Annotated in this window: 23 protein-coding genes and 2 pseudogenes; 8 read left to right on the top strand and 17 right to left on the bottom strand. The window is 43.6% G+C overall.

Annotation, left to right across the window (positions count from 1 at the left end):
- The first annotated feature begins 4 nt into the window (after window positions 1–4).
- Window positions 5–1,018, top strand: a complete 1,014-nt coding sequence (locus tag LC048_RS18315; RefSeq protein ID WP_226602461.1) for a PTS sugar transporter subunit IIC — start codon at window positions 5–7, stop codon at window positions 1,016–1,018.
- 74 nt (window positions 1,019–1,092) lie between these two features.
- Here LC048_RS18315 and sdaAA read toward each other — a convergent pair whose 3' ends face one another.
- The 5 genes from sdaAA to LC048_RS18340 all read right to left on the bottom strand — a co-directional run bounded on the left by sdaAA (window position 1,093) and on the right by LC048_RS18340 (window position 5,679).
- Window positions 1,093–1,995, bottom strand: a complete 903-nt coding sequence (gene sdaAA, locus LC048_RS18320; protein WP_226602460.1) for an L-serine ammonia-lyase, iron-sulfur-dependent, subunit alpha — start codon at window positions 1,993–1,995, stop codon at window positions 1,093–1,095.
- 27 nt (window positions 1,996–2,022) lie between these two features.
- Entirely contained in the window at window positions 2,023–2,688 is a 666-nt protein-coding gene (sdaAB, locus tag LC048_RS18325; RefSeq protein WP_306048374.1) for an L-serine ammonia-lyase, iron-sulfur-dependent subunit beta, read from the bottom strand.
- A 151-nt stretch (window positions 2,689–2,839) separates the two neighbouring features.
- Window positions 2,840–3,865 (bottom strand): GGDEF domain-containing protein, encoded by a 1,026-nt coding sequence (locus LC048_RS18330; protein ID WP_306048376.1) that lies wholly within the window; start codon window positions 3,863–3,865, stop codon window positions 2,840–2,842.
- 286 nt (window positions 3,866–4,151) lie between these two features.
- Window positions 4,152–5,144: an anti-sigma factor gene (locus LC048_RS18335; protein ID WP_226602455.1), complete on the bottom strand. Its 993-nt coding sequence runs from the start codon at window positions 5,142–5,144 to the stop codon at window positions 4,152–4,154.
- Complete coding sequence (locus tag LC048_RS18340; RefSeq protein ID WP_306048378.1) at window positions 5,125–5,679, bottom strand: sigma-70 family RNA polymerase sigma factor; 555 nt, start codon at window positions 5,677–5,679, stop codon at window positions 5,125–5,127. Before LC048_RS18340 ends, LC048_RS18335 begins: the two co-directional genes overlap by 20 nt.
- A gap of 179 nt (window positions 5,680–5,858) precedes the next feature.
- Between LC048_RS18340 and LC048_RS18345 the strand changes: the two genes are divergently transcribed.
- Both LC048_RS18345 and LC048_RS18350 read left to right on the top strand, forming a co-directional pair.
- Window positions 5,859–6,203 carry an ASCH domain-containing protein gene (locus LC048_RS18345; protein ID WP_226602452.1) on the top strand — a complete coding sequence of 115 codons (345 nt, stop codon included), beginning with the start codon at window positions 5,859–5,861 and terminating at the stop codon, window positions 6,201–6,203.
- A gap of 3 nt (window positions 6,204–6,206) precedes the next feature.
- Window positions 6,207–6,647, top strand: coding sequence for a hypothetical protein (locus LC048_RS18350; protein WP_306048380.1), 441 nt, complete (start codon window positions 6,207–6,209; stop codon window positions 6,645–6,647).
- Window positions 6,648–6,838: 191 nt separating this feature from the next.
- Here the strand turns inward: LC048_RS18350 and LC048_RS18355 are convergent.
- Window positions 6,839–7,412 (bottom strand): annotated as a pseudogene (locus LC048_RS18355) (cysteine hydrolase family protein).
- 191 nt (window positions 7,413–7,603) lie between these two features.
- Here LC048_RS18355 and LC048_RS18360 point away from each other — a divergent pair.
- A complete protein-coding gene (locus LC048_RS18360) occupies window positions 7,604–8,026 on the top strand; it encodes an Lrp/AsnC family transcriptional regulator (protein WP_226602446.1) in 423 nt (140 codons plus the stop codon).
- A 37-nt stretch (window positions 8,027–8,063) separates the two neighbouring features.
- Here LC048_RS18360 and LC048_RS18365 read toward each other — a convergent pair whose 3' ends face one another.
- The 7 genes from LC048_RS18365 to LC048_RS18395 form a co-directional block, all read right to left on the bottom strand.
- Window positions 8,064–8,525, bottom strand: a complete 462-nt coding sequence (locus tag LC048_RS18365) for an SRPBCC family protein (protein WP_226602444.1) — start codon at window positions 8,523–8,525, stop codon at window positions 8,064–8,066.
- A complete protein-coding gene (locus tag LC048_RS18370; RefSeq protein ID WP_226602443.1) occupies window positions 8,518–8,868 on the bottom strand; it encodes a MerR family transcriptional regulator in 351 nt (116 codons plus the stop codon). Before LC048_RS18370 ends, LC048_RS18365 begins: the two co-directional genes overlap by 8 nt.
- 100 nt (window positions 8,869–8,968) lie before the next feature.
- Window positions 8,969–9,091 (bottom strand): hypothetical protein, encoded by a 123-nt coding sequence (locus LC048_RS18375; RefSeq protein ID WP_264188437.1) that lies wholly within the window; start codon window positions 9,089–9,091, stop codon window positions 8,969–8,971.
- Between the two features lie 146 nt (window positions 9,092–9,237).
- A complete protein-coding gene (locus LC048_RS18380; RefSeq protein WP_226602441.1) occupies window positions 9,238–9,666 on the bottom strand; it encodes a protein-tyrosine phosphatase family protein in 429 nt (142 codons plus the stop codon).
- Between the two features lie 359 nt (window positions 9,667–10,025).
- Entirely contained in the window at window positions 10,026–10,445 is a 420-nt protein-coding gene (arsC, locus tag LC048_RS18385; RefSeq protein WP_306048385.1) for an arsenate reductase (thioredoxin), read from the bottom strand.
- A gap of 19 nt (window positions 10,446–10,464) precedes the next feature.
- Entirely contained in the window at window positions 10,465–11,760 is a 1,296-nt protein-coding gene (locus LC048_RS18390; protein ID WP_226602436.1) for an arsenic transporter, read from the bottom strand.
- Window positions 11,761–11,775: 15 nt separating this feature from the next.
- The gene (locus tag LC048_RS18395; protein ID WP_226602434.1) at window positions 11,776–12,120 is read right to left on the bottom strand and encodes an ArsR/SmtB family transcription factor; all 345 of its coding nucleotides are present in this window, start codon (window positions 12,118–12,120) and stop codon (window positions 11,776–11,778) included.
- 253 nt (window positions 12,121–12,373) lie between these two features.
- Between LC048_RS18395 and LC048_RS18400 the strand changes: the two genes are divergently transcribed.
- The 4 genes from LC048_RS18400 to LC048_RS18415 all read left to right on the top strand — a co-directional run bounded on the left by LC048_RS18400 (window position 12,374) and on the right by LC048_RS18415 (window position 14,100).
- A complete protein-coding gene (locus LC048_RS18400) occupies window positions 12,374–12,685 on the top strand; it encodes an ArsR/SmtB family transcription factor (RefSeq protein WP_226602861.1) in 312 nt (103 codons plus the stop codon).
- 193 nt (window positions 12,686–12,878) lie between these two features.
- Window positions 12,879–13,049, top strand: a complete 171-nt coding sequence (locus LC048_RS18405; RefSeq protein ID WP_226602432.1) for a hypothetical protein — start codon at window positions 12,879–12,881, stop codon at window positions 13,047–13,049.
- Between the two features lie 19 nt (window positions 13,050–13,068).
- On the top strand, window positions 13,069–13,932 hold the full coding sequence (locus LC048_RS18410) for a permease (RefSeq protein WP_226602431.1): 864 nt from the start codon (window positions 13,069–13,071) through the stop codon (window positions 13,930–13,932).
- 36 nt (window positions 13,933–13,968) lie between these two features.
- Complete coding sequence (locus LC048_RS18415) at window positions 13,969–14,100, top strand: hypothetical protein (RefSeq protein WP_264188436.1); 132 nt, start codon at window positions 13,969–13,971, stop codon at window positions 14,098–14,100.
- Between the two features lie 229 nt (window positions 14,101–14,329).
- On the opposite strand, the pseudogene LC048_RS18420 reads toward LC048_RS18415, so the two are convergent.
- The 4 genes and pseudogenes from LC048_RS18420 to LC048_RS18430 all read right to left on the bottom strand — a co-directional run bounded on the left by LC048_RS18420 (window position 14,330) and on the right by LC048_RS18430 (window position 18,079).
- Window positions 14,330–15,593 (bottom strand): annotated as a pseudogene (locus LC048_RS18420) (hemolysin family protein).
- A 132-nt stretch (window positions 15,594–15,725) separates the two neighbouring features.
- Window positions 15,726–16,118: a phosphatase PAP2 family protein gene (locus LC048_RS25165; protein WP_226602429.1), complete on the bottom strand. Its 393-nt coding sequence runs from the start codon at window positions 16,116–16,118 to the stop codon at window positions 15,726–15,728.
- Window positions 16,024–16,524 carry a flavodoxin domain-containing protein gene (locus LC048_RS18425; RefSeq protein ID WP_306048387.1) on the bottom strand — a complete coding sequence of 167 codons (501 nt, stop codon included), beginning with the start codon at window positions 16,522–16,524 and terminating at the stop codon, window positions 16,024–16,026. Before LC048_RS18425 ends, LC048_RS25165 begins: the two co-directional genes overlap by 95 nt.
- Before the next feature lie 1,051 nt (window positions 16,525–17,575).
- Window positions 17,576–18,079 carry a methylated-DNA--[protein]-cysteine S-methyltransferase gene (locus tag LC048_RS18430; RefSeq protein WP_226602424.1) on the bottom strand — a complete coding sequence of 168 codons (504 nt, stop codon included), beginning with the start codon at window positions 18,077–18,079 and terminating at the stop codon, window positions 17,576–17,578.
- Between the last annotated feature and the right edge of the window lie 145 nt (window positions 18,080–18,224).

Genomic DNA, 18,224 nt, shown 5'->3' on the forward strand with positions numbered 1-18,224 from the left:
CATTATGAAAGACTATGTCATGCCAAGAATATTTAAAGCTTCAACAGGAATCGCACAGGGGATTTTCGTCACTCTGGGAATAGGACTATTAATAAAAAATATTGGGACAAGCTTTGAAATCGATTCACTCGTGCAAATCGGTACCATTGCAATCAGTTTAATGGCACCAGCGGTTGGGGCCGGTGTGGCTCTTATGCTTGGAGCCAATGCTCTCGTCATTTTTTCTGCCATGATTGCGGCAGCGGTTGGAGCAGGCGCTTTGTCTATCACTGAGGCTGGTGTGCTGATTAAAGCTGGTGAACCAATTGGTGCCTTGTTAACGGCAACAATCGCTACCTTTGTGGGCAAAAGAATCACCGGAAAAACACCTTTGGATATGATGGTCATCCCACTGGGAACCATTTTAATAGCAGGATTTGCAGGACTCTGGCTATCAACAGTAATTGCACCTATTTTAACCACTGTCGGTGGCGTCATCAAAGCATCTACAGCGGGAAATCCGCTTCTATCTTCTATTATTCTAGCGATGGTTTGGGGCTTGTTCCTTATTTCTCCGGCTTCATCAGTAGCTCTGGCTATGGCGCTTGATTTAAGCGGAATTGCAGGCGGTGCGGCCTTGGCTGGCTGTGCAGCACATTTTATCGGCTTCTCCATCATCTCTTGGAAAGAAAACCAGCTTGGCGGAATCCTTGCTCAGGGTATGTGCACACCTAAAGTCCAACTGCCGAACATTACAAAAAACCCTTATATCCTGGTGCCAACTTTGATTGCAAGTGCGATCGTCGGACCTTTGTCCGCTCTTGTCTTCAAAATTGAAGCTGGAAAAGAGATTGCGGGTATGGGATTAAGTTCTTTCGTCGCACCATTACAACTTCTGACAACTTATGATCTTGGTTTCATTCTGCCAGCGATGCTGATTACGTACATCCTTGTACCAGCAGCCATCTCTTATGGTATTTACCTGGTGCTTAAGAAGTTCGGTAAAATTAAAGAGAACGATTTGAGATTGCCAAACTGATATTATTCGAAAAAACCTTCCCATAATACAAGAAACCCCGGTCAATAAAAGTCCGGGGTTTCTTGTTTATTGCTTTATTTTAATAAATAATCTACCAGTTTTTCCTTCGGCTTACCGAAGATCTCTTCCTCTAAGCGCTTGCCTGTAGGTGTTGCCGCAAGTCCGCCTTCTGCTGTTTCCCGAAGTGCCGATGGCATTGTCTGGCCGATCGCATACATCGCACCGATGACTTCGTCGCATGGGATTCGGCTTGTGATGCCTGCCAGTGCCATATCGGCCGCAGTGATTGCGTTCGATGCACCCATCGCGTTTCTTTTTACACATGGAACTTCGACTAGTCCTGCAACCGGGTCGCAGACTAATCCAAGCATGTTTTTCAGCGTGATCGCGAAAGCATCTGATGACTGCTGCGGTGTTCCGCCAGCCATTTCGACGATTGCTGCTGCAGCCATTCCGGCAGCGGAGCCGACTTCTGCCTGGCAACCGCCTGCTGCGCCGGAAATCGATGCGTTATTTGCTACGACGAAACCGAAGGCAGCAGACGTAAACAAATACTCAATCATTTCCATGCGTGTTGGGTTCAGCTTTTCTTTTACTGCAAAAAGCGTCCCCGGAACGACGCCTGCTGATCCGGCAGTCGGCGTCGCGCAGATGATGCCCATTGCCGCGTTCACTTCATTCGTGGCAACCGCCTTGCTGACGGCATCTAATAATAAATTGCCACCAAGGGATTTTCCGGTAGCGATATAGTTTTGCAACAGGACAGCATCCCCGCCGGTCAGACCGGTCTGGGATTTAACTCCAGCCAAACCTCTTTCCACAGCGCGTTCCATGACTTGCAGATTATTGTCCATCTGGGCAATGATCTCCTCACGGGAACGGCCTGAAACTTCTACTTCCTGCCGAATCATGATTTCGGCGATTTTCACGTTATTTTTTTCAGCTAATTCAACAAGCTCCGCAACATTACGAAACATGGCTAGCCCTCCTGATGTCACTCATATTTAGTCAACGAGACGGATGACCTGGTCAACCCCATCAAGGGCCGTTAACTCGGCATAAACTCCGTTCTCGATTTTGTTATCCATTTCAATGACCATTACGGCTGTATCTCCTTTATCTTTTCGGGAGACTTCCATATGGCTGATGTTAATTTGATGTTTTGATAAGACAGATGTCACAGCTGAAATAAGCCCGAATCGGTCATGATGGACGACCAGGATCGCTGGGTTACCGCCAGAGAGTTTCAATTTGAACGAATTGATTTCGGTAATTTCAACCGTTCCGCCCCCTATGGAAATCCCGACGATTTCGAGTTCCTTGCCTTGCCCATCATATAAATTTATTTTCACAGTGTTCGGATGCTCCATAACAGCATCCTCTGCAATGAATTCAACTTCAAGGCCTAATTCCTCTGCGATTTTCAACGCATTGGGAATCCGTTCATCAAAGGTATCAAAATCCATGATTCCAGCAACGAGTGCCAAATCTGTTCCATGTCCTTTATAGGTCTTTGCAAAAGAGCCGTACAGGGAGATGACAGCCTTTGTCGGCTGCTTCTCGAATAATGTCCGCGCTATGCGGCCAATCCTTGCAGCACCGGCAGTATGCGAACTCGATGGACCGATCATCACCGGACCTATAATATCAAATGCAGAACGATATTTCATGGTGCACTGCTCCTTTTACTCATCTATTGAAAGCGATTTCATATATTAACATTTTTAAAGAGTCCTAACCATAGTTATCTTACCACATTATATATATAGTTTAAGCATAATTTAATGGAAATGTAAAAACCACCCCGACCAATCAGGATGGTTATTTCACACTGACTTTATTCCTGCCAGAGTTTTTCGAAACGTACAAACCTTCATCTGCACGGTTCAGCAACGAATCAATATTGTCTCCGGCCTGGTAATCCGTGACCCCGAAGCTCGCTGTCAAACTGCCAGCTCCTTTAAAGCAGTGGCTCTCGACGAGTTTCCGGAAACGCTCTGCTTTTTCATAGGCTTGTCCACCGGTACTATTGGTGATCAGTATGAATTCCTCCCCGCCCCAGCGTCCGAACTGGTCACCGTCACGTAGATTTCCGGAAATGATGGCAGACAGCTCTTTCAGAACACAGTCGCCGATCTTGTGGCCAAACACATCATTGACCTTTTTAAAATGATCAATATCGAAAAAGATGATGGAAAACGGTTTGCCTTCATTTTCCGCAGAATCGAGCCTTTCCTCAAGCCAGACATCAATCTGGTGCCGATTGACCACTCGGGTCAGCGAGTCGAGATAGGCGTACTTTTTGAGCAAATCTCTTTCTGTAAAAGCGCGGAACATATTTTGCGCGTAATAAAGAACCAGAATATAGACGATATTCGCCGCATGGAACTGCGTGAGTGAATCGATTGATTCAGAGGTCAACTGCCTGCTGTATATCACACCGATTGCCAATGTTACGGTGAATATGAAAATTGAATAGTACAGTCCTCTTTTAGTGCCAAGCACCAAAAAGAAAAACATGATGATGAGAGGCATCCAGACAATGAAGTCCCCCAAAGAACCTCCTTGTTCCGCGAGATCATTGGAAACGACATCAAACATCGTGGAGACATGATACATACTCACCAGAGAAAGAGTGACATATTCCGCTAGTCGGATTCCACTGTTTGTGTAGGCTATAACCCAGCTGATGGAAAACCAGATAATCAGTGTTGTATTAACGACTATATCGAACAGGCTGTTATCATTTAAAGAGCTATTGATGATCAGGGCAACCGTAATGATCGGGAGCAGCCACATATATACGCTTCGTTTAAGTTCCTCAATCGTTTCAAAGTTATGAAACACTGTTCTCATCTCCCCAGCCGCCATTCAATTGGCAACGTTTCTTATTATGTAAGAACGTTGCCTAGTCCAGCAGCTCTTTAGGCTTAAGATCTTTCCTCGAAAGTAATTATTTTGAATTTGAAATAAATAGCTACGGAAAGGCGACAATTACTGCATGAAACAGCGGCCCACCCTATACTTCCATTGTACTAGAAAACTCTATTTTAGTATATTTCCAATAGCAAAAGAAGAAGCAAAAGTCCCAGAAAAGACCCTGCTTCTTCATGAAATTTTATGCTGATATTCTTTATTCTTCAGACCAGTTCCAGTACGACATATCCCCGAGGTTGGCACCCTGGATTTGCTCGTTCTCTTTCAGCTTCAGCAATTCTTTTACTGGACCGGTCACGACAGCACCGTAGACCTGGAATCCTTCTTTCATCAGGTAATCGTAGCGTTCTTCAAGATGGTAGAGTCTGAGGAAATTCTCCCGGTAGCTGGTTGATTCATTTTCGAGCAGATTTTTCATTTGCCGCAACATCAATTTCTTGTTTAAATCAGTGAATTTTTCCTCAAGGCCGTATTTGCTCTGGGAATTATAGTCATCACCAGTTTCGCGCCCGCCCGTGAAACCAAATGGATTGACAGACATTGAATTACCGCCGCCGCTCCAGCCTGTTTCAAACTCCTTCAGCTCACCGGTATACAACGGCATCCATAACACATCGAGATCATATGGCTTCAAAAACTCCAGCATCTCCTCAGGTGTCATATACGATTTTGTCGAGAAGGATAGCTCGGCAACCGTGCCTTCGTGAACCTTATCCAGCTTCGTCCAAACTCCTGGTCTCCCATTCGCTTCAAGTTGGTTTCCGGTCTTCGGATGTTCTGGCAGGTAAAAATTGTGTTCCCTTTCAGTTCTTGGTTTGAGGTATTCTGTATCATTCTTTGGAAAGATTCCTTTGACCAATTTTTTGGTACCGACAAGTTCCTGTTCCTTCCCAATCATCTTGTAGACTGGATAAGAAATTTTTTGTGTAAAAAAAGGTGTGATTTCGGCTGAGTCGATGCTGCCGAAGTCCTCATGCATATTCGGCTGCGTCCAGTCCATCGCGACCCTGCTGTAAAAAATATGTTTCTTGTCAAGCCCCAAGGCGTCATAACTGATCGTAACAATCAACATATACAGCCAGAAGAAAAACAGCGTGGCAAGAATGACCCTGATCACCTTCAATGTCAGTGTAAATCGGTATTTTAATAGGATTTTCTTTTCTTTATCCTTAGTCCATTCCATGTTCATCGTCCTTCCATCCTTGTTTTTCCGCAATTTGCGCAAGCTTTTTCCGGGCCAAGGCCCTATGTAATGTCACTTTCACCTGGTTCTCGGTCAGGTCGAGCGCTTCCTGTATTTCCTGATAACTGAACATCTCGACCTCGCGCAAATAGAGAATCGACCGGTACTGCTCCGGCAAATAGGTCATTAGCTGCTCCAGGTCGTCGGATGTTTCTGCCTGTATCGCTTCATCCTCCGGAAGCCCGTAAGGACTCGCCATCTCATCTTTTGCAAACAAGTAATCCGCAAACGGGACCCACTTCCTCCGCTGTCTCCTCCGCCATTCATCCAGATAGGCATTGCGCGGGCCACCTTGAAAAGCCAGGGCCCTCACATCCTCATTCTCGTAAAAAGAAAGCGAAATCGTTGCGCGGACAAATGTTTCCTGCACCAAATCCTCGGCCAGCTGATGCGAGCCCGAAAGCTTCAACAGAAAATAATAAAGGGGCTTCGTGTACCTTCTATATAAATTGTCGAGTTCATTCCTTCTGCCGTCATTCATACTACTGCCCCTCATTTTTAAAATCTCATAACTAAAACGATGATCTATATAAAATGTTACACTCCTTATCATTATTTTTGTAAAAAAGTTTTCAAAACACTATTTTCACAGTGAACGGCTTAGCTTTCTTTTTTCCAAGTATGGTACTATATAGGAGCAAAACGAAGGGAGTTTTTTCAATGACTGAACAGAATAATGCTTTACCGCCAAAAACATGTGAAATCGAGCGTCTCGTAACAATGGAAGACGACGTCAATAAGGTACTGGAAGGCAAGAAAACCGCGACTCGCCGCAACGGCCGTTATGCTGATGTGGGCGAAGTGATGGAGTTAAAAGGAAAGAAATTCGTCGTGGACCATGTTTATTCCCAATCACTTGGAGAGTTGACAGATGGGGATGCCCGCCGTGAAGGCTTTGAAACGATCGAGGAGTACAAGCAGTCAATTCTATCGTATCACCCTGGAATGCCTTGGCTTCCGCAAATGCGCGTATGGGTGCATGAATTCAGCCCTGTCGAAGAATAAGAAATGGATTTATTTTACCGAATCATCATTTATCTTCACGTTGCAAGCGTGATTGCTTCAATTGTCCCATTCTTCATTTTGATGCCAATTGTAAAAAAACTGCCTGATGCAGTGGGGAGAGAACTGGATGCCTATTTGACTTTGCTGAAGTCAGTCGTGCGGCTGTCAAAGCACGCCGGCCACGTACTGATTGGAACAGGAGTGCTGCTCGTCATCCTCGGTCCATGGACATGGAAAACGCCGTGGATTGTCGGGACTCTGGCGCTGCTGTTTGCTTCCCTCTTTTTCCTCGCAAGGGCATTTTCGCCAACGCTTCGTAAGTTTGCCGAAGAAGGCGCGAATAAAATAGAACTCTCCGCAAAATTGAAGCGCACCATCTGGACTTACATCATTTTATTGATGTCGATGTTGTGGTTCATGGTCGTGAAGCCGAATTTGTGGTGAGGAAGTGGAAGCCCGGGCGGCAGTGCCCGGGCTTTTTTAATGGCAAGACCGACTTGGTCGAAATAAATCAAAATGTGGTCGAAATAATCGAAAATGTGGTTGAATTATTTTATTTTTCGCCAATAAAATAAAGAATCTGATGATATTAACAAATTTCCGCTAAATTACTTCCACTTAAGTACAAAGATTCTTCATTTTACAAGAATACCCTCATTTAAAAGAGATTCGGTATCGATAATTTTCGCAAATTCCCCGTTCAGGTTGACCATCGTCATTGCATGGATCAATTCTGCTTCGTAGACTTCTCCATTTATCCCTTTCCGGTCAAATGTTGCTGTTGCATCGGTAATGAGAACCGGATTAAACCCGTAATTTCCAGCCATGCGTGTTGTCGTTTCAACACAGTGGTTCGTCGTCAATCCCGTAATCACAATATGCTCACTTTTCATATTCACGAGGATTTGATGCAAATCAGTCCCGATAAAAGCACTGTTCACAGATTTAGTGATTACAATTTCCTCCTCCAGCGGCTGGATAAAGTCCATGAACTCAATGTCTTCTATCTTTTCACAAAAAAAAGAAGGAATTCTTACTTTCAGAGATATGCTGCACGAAGATAATCGGCCGCCCCATTTCCCGCCAATGCCGAATCAATTTATCAATGTTTTCTTCCGCATTGAGATTGTTCCTGTTCCCCCAGGCCGGGTTAAAAAAAGCCTTCTGTACATCAATAACTATCAGCGGATCCTTTTTCGTTAATCTCATATCCATCATCCCCCCTTATCATTTATAAGGTAATTTTAATGATAAAAGGATATAATTTACATAAAGTTTCTACGTTATTTAAGTTGATGTCCTTTAAAATTTATTGCATTTAAGCCATCTTTCCTTAAAAACATTAATCAGGTTTCTAATCAGTAAGTATCTTGCTAAAAAACATTAAACGGGGTGTCATTATGGACCAGGTGGATAAAAATATTTTGCACCATCTTCAGGAAGACGGCAGGATTTCAATGACTGAACTAGGCAGGCGAGTGGGGTTATCCGTCCCTGCGGTGAAGGAGCGAGTAAAACGACTCGAGGAAAATGGAACGATTCTTGGATATCGTGCGATTCTCAATCCCAAAAAAGTGAACAAGCAAGTACTGGCTTTTATCCTGTTCGATTCCAAGCGCTGTAAGGAGTTCCGCGAATTCTGCATCGAGCATCCAATGGTCGTTGAATGCCACAGACTAGCTGGGCAATATAGTTACCTAGTAAAAATCCTTGCAGGTTCAGTGGAAAACCTTGAGGAGTTCATCGATGAATCAATGGCATATGGACATCCTTCAACTTTGATCAACTTGTCTTCACCTGTAGAATTCAAACATATTACATAAAAGTAAGGCTGCCTTCTTATTAATGGCAGCCTTCTATTCATTTCTTCGCTTCTTTCAAAGCTTCTTCTACCACTGTATCCATAAAATCTGTAACGACCTTTTTGTTGTTTTTCTCGCCACCTAGCTTTAACAAGGTTTTGCCCAGGAAGTTCAGCCCAGTATTCTGCCCTTGATAAATAAACCTGGTTTCATCCTCCCCGACCTTGACCAGCGTGAACGCCGCTTCAACCTGAAATGCTTTGGCCAGTGTGAATCCGATTTTATTGTGTTTTTTATCAGGAGTGTTTTCGTACTCGAGGTCTTCAACGATATACGTTTCGATTCGCTTACCTTCTTTATATTTCTGCTCGTACTTCGAGCCGACGACTCCTTCTTTCTTTTCGATCACCTTGTTCTCTACCACATTTGGCATGATTCTCTGGATATTCTCCAGCTGAAATAATGTCCAGATTGTCTCGATATTGACCGGAATGATCCGCTCTTCGTACCATTTAATCATCTTCTGCGTCCTCCATCCCAAATTCGAAGAAATCATCCATTTCTTCAATGAGTTCATTCAGTTCCTGCACCTGATAGACTAGTCCCTGTCTCTTTTTCCATACTATTTGTTCAAGATTTTCAAACGATTCATCGTTCACAACGGTCAACATTTCCTGGATCGTAAAATTAAACCGTCTCAGATGCACCAATAATCTTGCCACCAAATAGGATCCGTTGTCGTAATAGCGGTACTTATTAATCGGGTCGATGAATACTGGCTCGAGCAGTTTGATCTCCGCATAATACCTGAGCGTCTCCTTGCTGAGCCCCGTCATTTTGGAAAATTCGCTTACCTTGTACATTGCGGCCCCCTTATACAACCATCTTAAACTATGTAGCGCACCACAGAGTCAAATTTATTTAAGTTGATATAGAAAAACAGCCACTAAATTCAGCAGCTGCTTAACAGGAATCTCTATTGCTTCTTGTTAAAAGAAAAACAACGTCGTTAAAGTCGATCGTCACACTATTTACTTCGTATTCAATCGATGGGTCAACAGCGACCTTGATACCATCGACGAGCATGATCTCGTCATCTTCATCCGGTTCATCCAGAGCCAGTCCAATCTTGGAGCTCCTTCAACTGATCCCGGCAAAATATAGACGTATACCTGGAATCTGCTCTTCTTCCAACAGTTTCAATATACGTTCGCGTGCTTTGTCAGTTATCTTCATTTTTTCCCGGGGAAGATTCTTTCTAGAGATGTGATAAGTTTAGAGTCAAGGTTCAACACTTCACGAACATCTCTTGCTTTTACCTTCGCTTCTTCAACACTTTCAGCTTTGCCGAGTTTCAGCAAAGTCCCTGCGGCAAGTGTGCCTGTTCTGGTTCTGCCCGTTGAACAGTGGAAGTAAATGTTTTTCCCTGACTCGTATGCAGCTGATACCTCGTCCAGTGCTTTTTTTACCGACTCATCCTGCTGGGAGTCGTCATCATACATTGGCAGGTGTGTGCGTGGATACTCATACTCACCTTCCTTATTTTCGGCGCGAAGGTCATATACCATATCGATTTTTTCATTTTCAAGCAGATCAGGAATGGCATCTGCAGCGCCGATAAAAATCCTGCCTGGGATTAATGCCTGGTAGTTCTTGCTCATGCATAACTCCTCCTTTTAAAAAGGCCAAGAGTTTCCCCTTGGCGGTCATGTTTTTATGTTGGAATAGCACATAGTTTGCGAAAAGTGATTTACTTTCTTGTCTCAGCAAACGTCTTAATCGGTCGAAAATAGCCTTATTTTCCTGTCTTAGCAAACGTCTTAATCGGTCGAAAACAGCCTTATTTCCCTGTCTCAGCAATCATCTTAACCGGTCGAAAATAGCCTTATTTTCCTGTCTTAGCAAACGTCTTAATCGGTCGAAAACAGCCTTATTTTCCTGTCTTAGCAAACGTCTTAATCGGTCGAAAACAGCCTTATTTTCCTGTCTCAGCAAACGTCTTAATCGGTCGAAAACAGCCTTATTTCCCTGTCTCAGCAAACGTCTTGATTCGGTCACTGATCTGGTCGCGGACGCGCTGGAACACGTCCCATTTTTCTTCGTCTGTTCCTTCCGCTTTCGCTGGATCATCAAAGCCCCAATGTTCACGTTTCACATGTGGAGGCGTCACCGGGCAGTGCTCATCTGCATGTCCGCAAAGTGTGACAACCAGTTCTGAATTGTTCAGGATTTCCGGATCGATGACATCAGATGTGTGTCCAGTGATATCGATTCCAACTTCATTCATTGCCTTAACAGCCTTCGGGTTCAGTCCATGCGCTTCAAGACCCGCACTCTTCACTTCCCACTCATCACCCAGGTATTTTTTTGCCCAGCCTTCAGCCATTTGGCTTCTGCAAGAGTTTCCAGTACATAAGAAGTAGATTGTTTTTTTTGACATAGTAGTTTCGCTCCCTTGTTTAAATAATGAGTAACCAAATATATAGACCTACCAAAGTGATGAACAGAGTAGGAATGGTTAAAATAATTCCGGTTTTAAAATAAGTGCCCCATGAAATCTTGACACCTTTCTGTGAAAGGACGTGCAGCCACAGCAATGTTGCCAGTGAACCGATTGGGGTGATTTTCGGACCTAGGTCGGATCCGATGACATTCGCATAAATCAGCGCTTCGCGAACGACACCTGTTGTGTTAGTATCCGCAATCGCCAGCGCATCAATCATGACGGTTGGCATATTATTCATAACTGACGATAAGATCGCCGCGATGAAGCCCATACCGATCGTTGCTACAAACAAACCCTGATCAGCTGCTGCCTGAATGACATCGGCCAGGATATTCGTCAATCCAGCATTACGCAGTCCGTAAACCACGACATACATACCAATCGAGAAGAACACAATCGCCCATGGTGCACCTTTGACGACGGTCGACGTATGGACAGCAGGACTTCTTCTTGCCATCATCAAGAAAAAGATAGCTACTATCCCAGCAATGAACGATACCGGGATGTTCAGGAATTCACTTGCAAAGTATCCGACAAGCAAGACTCCCAAGACAATCCATGATAACCGGAACATCTTCATATCCTTGATTGCTTCAGCCGGCTTTTTCAGATTGGACATCTCATAATTTTTCGGGATGCTCTTTTTGAAAAATAAATACAGGACCAAAATACTGGCACCCAATGAGAAGAAGTTCGGCACGATCATGCGGGATGCATATTCAACGAATCCAATATCAAAGAAGTCAGCAGAAACGATATTCACCAGGTTGCTGACAACGAGCGGCAATGAAGTCGTATCGGCAATGAATCCGCTCGCCATGATAAATGGAAACACCATTTTTTCTTCAAATTTCAGGTTGCGCACCATCGCCAGAACAATCGGCGTCAAAATCAGTGCAGCGCCGTCGTTCGCGAACAATGCAGCAACAGCTGCACCAAGCAGGGTGACGTACACGAACATCTTGACTCCGTTACCCTTTGCTGCCCTCGCCATATGTAAGGCAGACCATTCGAAAAATCCAATCTCATCTAAAATGAGTGAAATGATAATAATGGCAATAAATGCGAGTGTTGCGTTCCAGACGATTCCGGTAACATCAATTACGTCCTGGAAGTCTACAACACCAAAGATTAACGCTAGTATTGCTCCCCCTACTGCTGACCAGCCAATTCCCAGACCCTTAGGCTGCCAGATGACCAATGTCAGCGTCACGAGGAAAATTAATGAAGCTATAATCGGTAATGACAAATCCACACACCTCCGTTAATTACAGGAAATTCGTTTTCCCTGCTTCTCAAGTTCTGTTAATTTCTCTTCCTGGCTTGGAAGTGCATCCAAGAGCAGTTGAACAAATTCGAAATGCTCAAATTGCTGGTTCAGCGAGTAAAAAATCCACTGGCCCCTCCTGCTTTCTTTTACCAAACCTGCGTCCTTCAGCTTGCGGATATGCTGGCTGATCGCCGGCTGGCTGGCATCGAACATGGCTACAAACTCACAGACACAGCAATCGTGATCAGCGAGAATCCTCATCATCGTCAAACGGGTCTTGTCACCAAGCAGCTTTAACACCCCAGCAGCCTGATCCATCTCAATACTTTGCTTAATCAATGACTCTCCACCTCCAATTACCGTATTATCATATAATGATTTGCTTATATGTTCAAGAGTGATTTAGGAAATGTACATTCTTTTAATATTCCATTAATCTGCGTTATTCTTTTAAATCAAAAAAAATTGATTTAGCAGTTGCAAAATGGTTCCGGAGGAAATATAATACAGTATATCAAGAACTTTTGATTAAGGAGCGCTGAAAGTGGAAAAATTCATTCCTTTAACAGACCTGACCAATGACTCCAAAGCCATTAAGGAACCACCGCTTCAAAGCACTTTTGAAAAATACGAAAAGAAATTCAAAGCCCTTGCCGACCAAAAACGCCTGCACATCCTCAATCTTCTTTGCCAGCAAGACTCCAGCTGCGTTTGCGATCTAAGTGAACGGATTGACATGCCTCAATCAAAATTATCGTATCATTTGAAAATTTTGCTTGAAGCCAATCTGATTCAAAAAGAAACAAAGGGAACCTGGAGCTACTACACAGTAAACACCGAAGAAATCAACCACCTCTTGTCTCCAGAGCTTTGCTGCCTTTTCCGACCTAGCAATGGTTGTTAAGCTCTTTTCGAATACGTTTAGATTTTGCTACCAAGAGTAAAAATCGGCTTTTTGATTTCTACGATTAATTATTGATTGCATAATCTAATAACCATTGTAAAAGAGCAGATCCAGCAAGGTCTCTTTTTTCAATCATTAAATCAATTTTTTTTGATTAATAAATCAACATATTTTGATTAAGGAGAGGATATACATGTTTTATCATGATTATCAAGTGTTGGCACAATTGAAACAGCTGGAAGTGGAAAGGAAAGCCAGACACGCATGGAAGTTTTTTAAACAGCCGAAAAAGAAGCGCTCGCCGACGCCTGCCCGACCGCAAAATCCGCAGCCTAAATGCTGCGCAGTTCCAGCTAATTGCTAAAGGAAGAAGGTAGAGGAAGATGATTGAATTTCTAAAAAGCTTTTTATGGATTGCCTTTGAATTGACCGTGCTTTTTATCGGGATATCCTTCTTGATTAGCCTGCTTCAGGGATACATTCCTTACGAAAAAATCGAAAAGAAACTGACAGGACGCAATAAAGTGCTTGCCAGCTTTGCCGCCATCCTGTTTGCGTTTATCACACCTTTTTGCTCCTGCTCGACGATTCCAGTCGTCGTTAATATGCTAAAAAAGAAAATCCCGTTTTCGATCGTCATGGTTTTCCTCTTCGCTTCTCCGGTGCTCGACCCAACAATCTTAACAATCATGGGTGTCGTGATGGGCTGGAAAGTAACAATCATTTATACAATCATCACAAGTGTATTCTCGATTGTCATCGGCTTTACACTGGATCGACTCGGTTTCCAGCGTTATGTAAAGAACGTCATCATGACTGGCTATGAAGAAAAGAATCAAAAGTTCAATTGGAGATTTGCTTTAGACGAAACCTGGTCGCTGATGAAAAGTGTCTACCCTTACTTGCTGATTGGTGCCGCGATTGGCGCAGTCATCCACGGACTCGTTCCAACGGAGTTCATAACGAAATGGTTCGGGCACGATGCATGGTGGCTAATTCCAGTCGCTGCAATCGCAGGGATACCATTATATATCCGACTTTCGAGCATGATACCGATTTCGCAAATGCTTATTTTAAAAGGAATGGCCCTTGGCCCCGTGATGGCGATGATGATTAGCTCAGCTGGTGCCAGCTTGCCTGAAGTCATCCTGCTAAAATCAATCTTCAAGAAGCAGCTTGTAATTGCCTTTATCGCCTCTGTTGTTACGATGTCCACTGTCTCTGGATTTGTGTTCTACTTTGTCTAATAAATCAAATTTTCTTGATTAAAGGAGGTGAAATCAATGGCTAACCTTATCAAAATCCTGATGGGCAGCAACTCGAAGTCTGATTGCTGCAGCGTAGAGATCAAAGAAGTCCAGAAAACAGAAGAGAAAAACGAAGCTTGCTGCGGTGGTGATGCTAGTTGTTGTTAGGATTTTTACAGTAAGTGGAAGATTGTGCAATTAACGTGTATTTTCGAGCAATTAACATACATTTCCGCACTATTCCCTGACTTTACTGTGCAATTACAGATAATCTTCGCGCGATTATCGCTCTTCATTAAGAGAATAATTTTTCCAGCAAGAATTTGCTCATGATTAAAAGCTGAAACATACAAATAGGTGGGATCAGGCACTAAAATCGCCTGATCCCACCTTTTTTTTACTCCTCAACCTCTAAAACGGGCATGATTTCTACTTTTATATTACGAATACGGTGATTTTCTACTTCCTTGACAATGATCCGCAGGTTTTCGTAGACAAAATTATCGCCGTTAACCGGGATGCTTTCCCAATGTTTCGAAAATCCAGCCGCCAAGATTATGATACGATGTCTCTGGCATCGGAACATTGAACAATTCGGCAAAATCATCCAGGTCATACTGGGCTTCGAACTCGTACGTGCTTTCATCGATCTTCGTCATGATATTGACCTTTTCATCGTGCTCATCCCAAATCTCGCCGACAAGCTCTTCAAGTATGTCTTCAAGCGTAATCAACCCGCTCGTTCCGCCGAATTCATCGACGACGATGGCTATATGGCTCTTCGTCCTTTGCAGCTCAGGCAGCAGGGTAGCGATTTTCATCGATTTCACGACGAACATTGGCTGGCGCAGCATCTCACGAACATTTACTTCTTTATTCTGGATCATTTCCGCAAAAAATTCACGTTCGGACAAGAAGCCGATGATATTATCTATATTGTCTTCATAAACCGGAACCCGTGAAAAACGTTCCTCAATGAAAATCTGCTTGATCTCCTCGAGTGACTGGTTTACTTCGATTGTAATCATATCCATTCGATGCGTTAATACTTCACCGACAAGAACATCGTTAAATTCCAGGGAACGGTGCACGAGCTCCCTTTCCTCATTATTAATGACTCCCTCTTCTTCACTGATGTCAACCATCACCTTGATTTCTTCTTCGGTGACGGATGGCTGATTTTCTCCCTTTGAGAACATCTTCGATACGGACGCCTTCAACTTACTGAACACGAAGTTGACAGGAGTCAGGATTTTAATCAGCAGCAATAAAATGGCAGAAATCTTTAACGAATACTCCTCTGCATTTTCCTTAGCCATTGACTTCGGTAAAATCTCACCGAAAATCAGGATGAGAATCGTCATGCCAAATGTACTTACGATCAGCCCGGTGCTGGCACCGAACAGGTCGACGGCTACTTTTGACGAGATACTCGCTGCGGCGATATTGACGATGTTGTTTCCTACTAGAATCGTAGAAAGCGCATCATCAAAATTTTCAGAAATATACAAAGCATTCTTGCTTCCAGCGCGGCCTTCGGATACATAATTCCGCAGCCTGATTCGATTGACGCTGGAAAAAGCGGTTTCTGCCGATGAAAAGAAGGCAGATAAAAGAATTAAAACACCTAATAAAATGACTAACCCTATGGGAACTTCCAAAAAAATTCACTCTCCGAAAAAAAATTTGTCAGAATATATTTTACTGTTTTGACGGGTATAAATCAAATACTCTTGCTTACCCCTATGTATGTACGGTTTACCCGGCGAGAAGGTTTCATAATCAGAGATTTTTTACATTTCCTTGCCTGCCAAATTATTCTTGCTCACAAACCTCACTTTGGGCATCATCACAAACCCAAGATAAGCAAAAGCTGATCCAAGCAATGCTCCAACAGCGATTTCTGCCGGATAATGCACCCCAGCCCATATCCGCGAAAAACCTACCAGTATTGCGAGCAGAATCCATAAATATGTATGCTTTCTTTTATACAGCCAGAACATAACAGTCATTGTGAAAAAAAAATTGTTTATACAATAATTTCCACCATTAAAAATTGAAAAAATCGAAGGCCAAGGGAGCCCGCGATTTTTAGACAGGTAAATATTTATTGTTTCTATTAAAAGTTGCCGCAAATTCGCAGATCGATTCAAAGTCAAGATGGGAGATTTCCTCCGTCGATCCACTGACGCTTTTCGCAATGATTTTCTCGAAGAAATTCATCTTAGAAAAAATAAATTCACCTCCGAATAATCCTTTCGCTATTGCCGCTTCCCTCAGGTTGTGCGGAAATGCATTTTCAAACTGAGCGTGTGCTTCCTGCCCTTCCCTCATGCAGCATAGAAACAGGCTGAGGTTTTTCCTTTGCAGCACGTCCTCATGCTCCTTCATGAATTTCTTAATTTTACCCTGGATGCTGCCGGCATGAATCGATCCGCCGATCATCACCGAATCAAACAGCTCCAAATCAGAATAAAGCTTCGTCTTATCCAAATTGATCGCAATAACTTCCCCATCAATCTGCTTTCGTAAAAGATGTGCCGCTTTTGCTGTCGTACCATGTGTTGAGCAGTAAACAATCAAACTCTTCATTAGATCGCCCCCAGTATGCTCTCTGGTATTCCAGACCACCGTGCAATAGTCCATTTGGGTTCATTATAGCTTTTAGGTGAAGAAAAAGTGTGAAAGATATATGGCAATATTCTTACAATTCGAGTATTAAATGACAAGATAAAACCCGTATAACTCATACGCAGCATTGTTGTCCCTGCTTGTTACCGAAATCGCGGGCTTGCTTTCTTTTCGGGCACAAGTTGGCTCTTCTTGTTACCGAAATCGCGGGCTTGCTTTCTTTTCCGGCACATGTTGGCCCTGCTTGTTACCGAAATCACGGGCTTCCTTCCTTTTCGGGCACAAGTTGGCTCTTCTTGTAACCGAAATCGTGAATCCCTTTCCGGTTCGGGCACTTGTTGGCTCTTCTTGTTACCGAAATCGCGGGCTTGCTTTCTTTTCCGGCACATGTTGGCTCTTCTTGTTACCGAAATCACGGGCTCCCTTTCTTTTAGGGCACATGTTGGTTCTCCTTGTTACCGAAATCGCGAATCCCTTTCCGGTTCGGGCACATGTTGGCTCTCCTTGTTACCGAAATCACGGGCTCCCTTTCTTTTCGGGCACAAGTTGACCCTGCTTGTTACCGAAATCGCAAGCTTCCTTCCTTTTCGGGCACATGTTGGCTCTCCTTGTTACCGAAATCGCGGGCTTGCTTTCTTTTCGGGCACATGTTGGCTCTCCTTGTTACCGTAATCGCGGGCTTCCTTTCTTTTCGGGCACAAGTTGACCCTGCTTGTTACCGAAATCGCGGGCTTCCTTCCTTTTCGGGCACATGTTGGCTCTCCTTGTTACCGAAATCGCGGGCTTGCTTTCTTTTCGACCACATGTTGGCTCTCCTTGTTACCGAAATCGTGAATCCCTTTCCGGTTCGGGCACATGTTGGCTCTCCTTGTTACCGAAATCGTGAATCCCTTTCCGGTTCGGGCACATGTTGGCTCTCCTTGTTACCGAAATCACGGGCTCCCTTTCTTTTCGGGCACATGTTGGCTCTTCTTGTTACTGTAATCGTCATTCCCTAACCTTTTCGGGCACATTAGCTCCTACAATGTGTTTTCTCCAACTCCAACAAATGTTTTTTCATGGCGATCCCGCCTCTATATCCTGTAAGCGCTCCGTTTTTGCCGATGACCCTGTGGCAAGGGACGGTGATTAAGACTGGATTTGCCCCAATCGCTGTGCCAACTGCTCTTACTGCAGCAGGCTTGCCGATTTTTTCTGCTATATCTGAATATGTAAAAGTTTGCCCATAAGGGATTTCCTTAAGTGCAGCCCAGATTGCTTTCTGGAATGGCGTCCCTTTTACATCGACCGGCATGGAAAATTCGATGATCCTCCCTTCAAGGTATTCAGTCAATTCTTCGATGTATGGTTTCAAAGCTTCTGGATTCTTTTCAAAAATAGCAGCAGGATACCGTTTAACCATGCTTTCGAAGTCTTCCTCTGGAGATCCGACATAGCATAAACCTTCGTCAGTCGCCGATATATAAATTTCATTACCCTCCAAAAGAAGGATGTCCCAATTAATTTTTTGCTCCACCACTATCGCTCCTTCTCACTGTCTTTTCCTCATTATAACTAAAAAAGAAAACCATCGTTCAATTCAAAAAAACATTAAATTCTAAATCTTCTTTACACTATTAAATTTTCCCTATAAGATGAATATGGAGTGCAAAAAACTCCCA

Origin of the sequence: Mesobacillus subterraneus (assembly GCF_020524355.2) — a bacterium.
Lineage (GTDB): Bacteria > Bacillota > Bacilli > Bacillales > Cytobacillaceae > Mesobacillus > Mesobacillus subterraneus_C.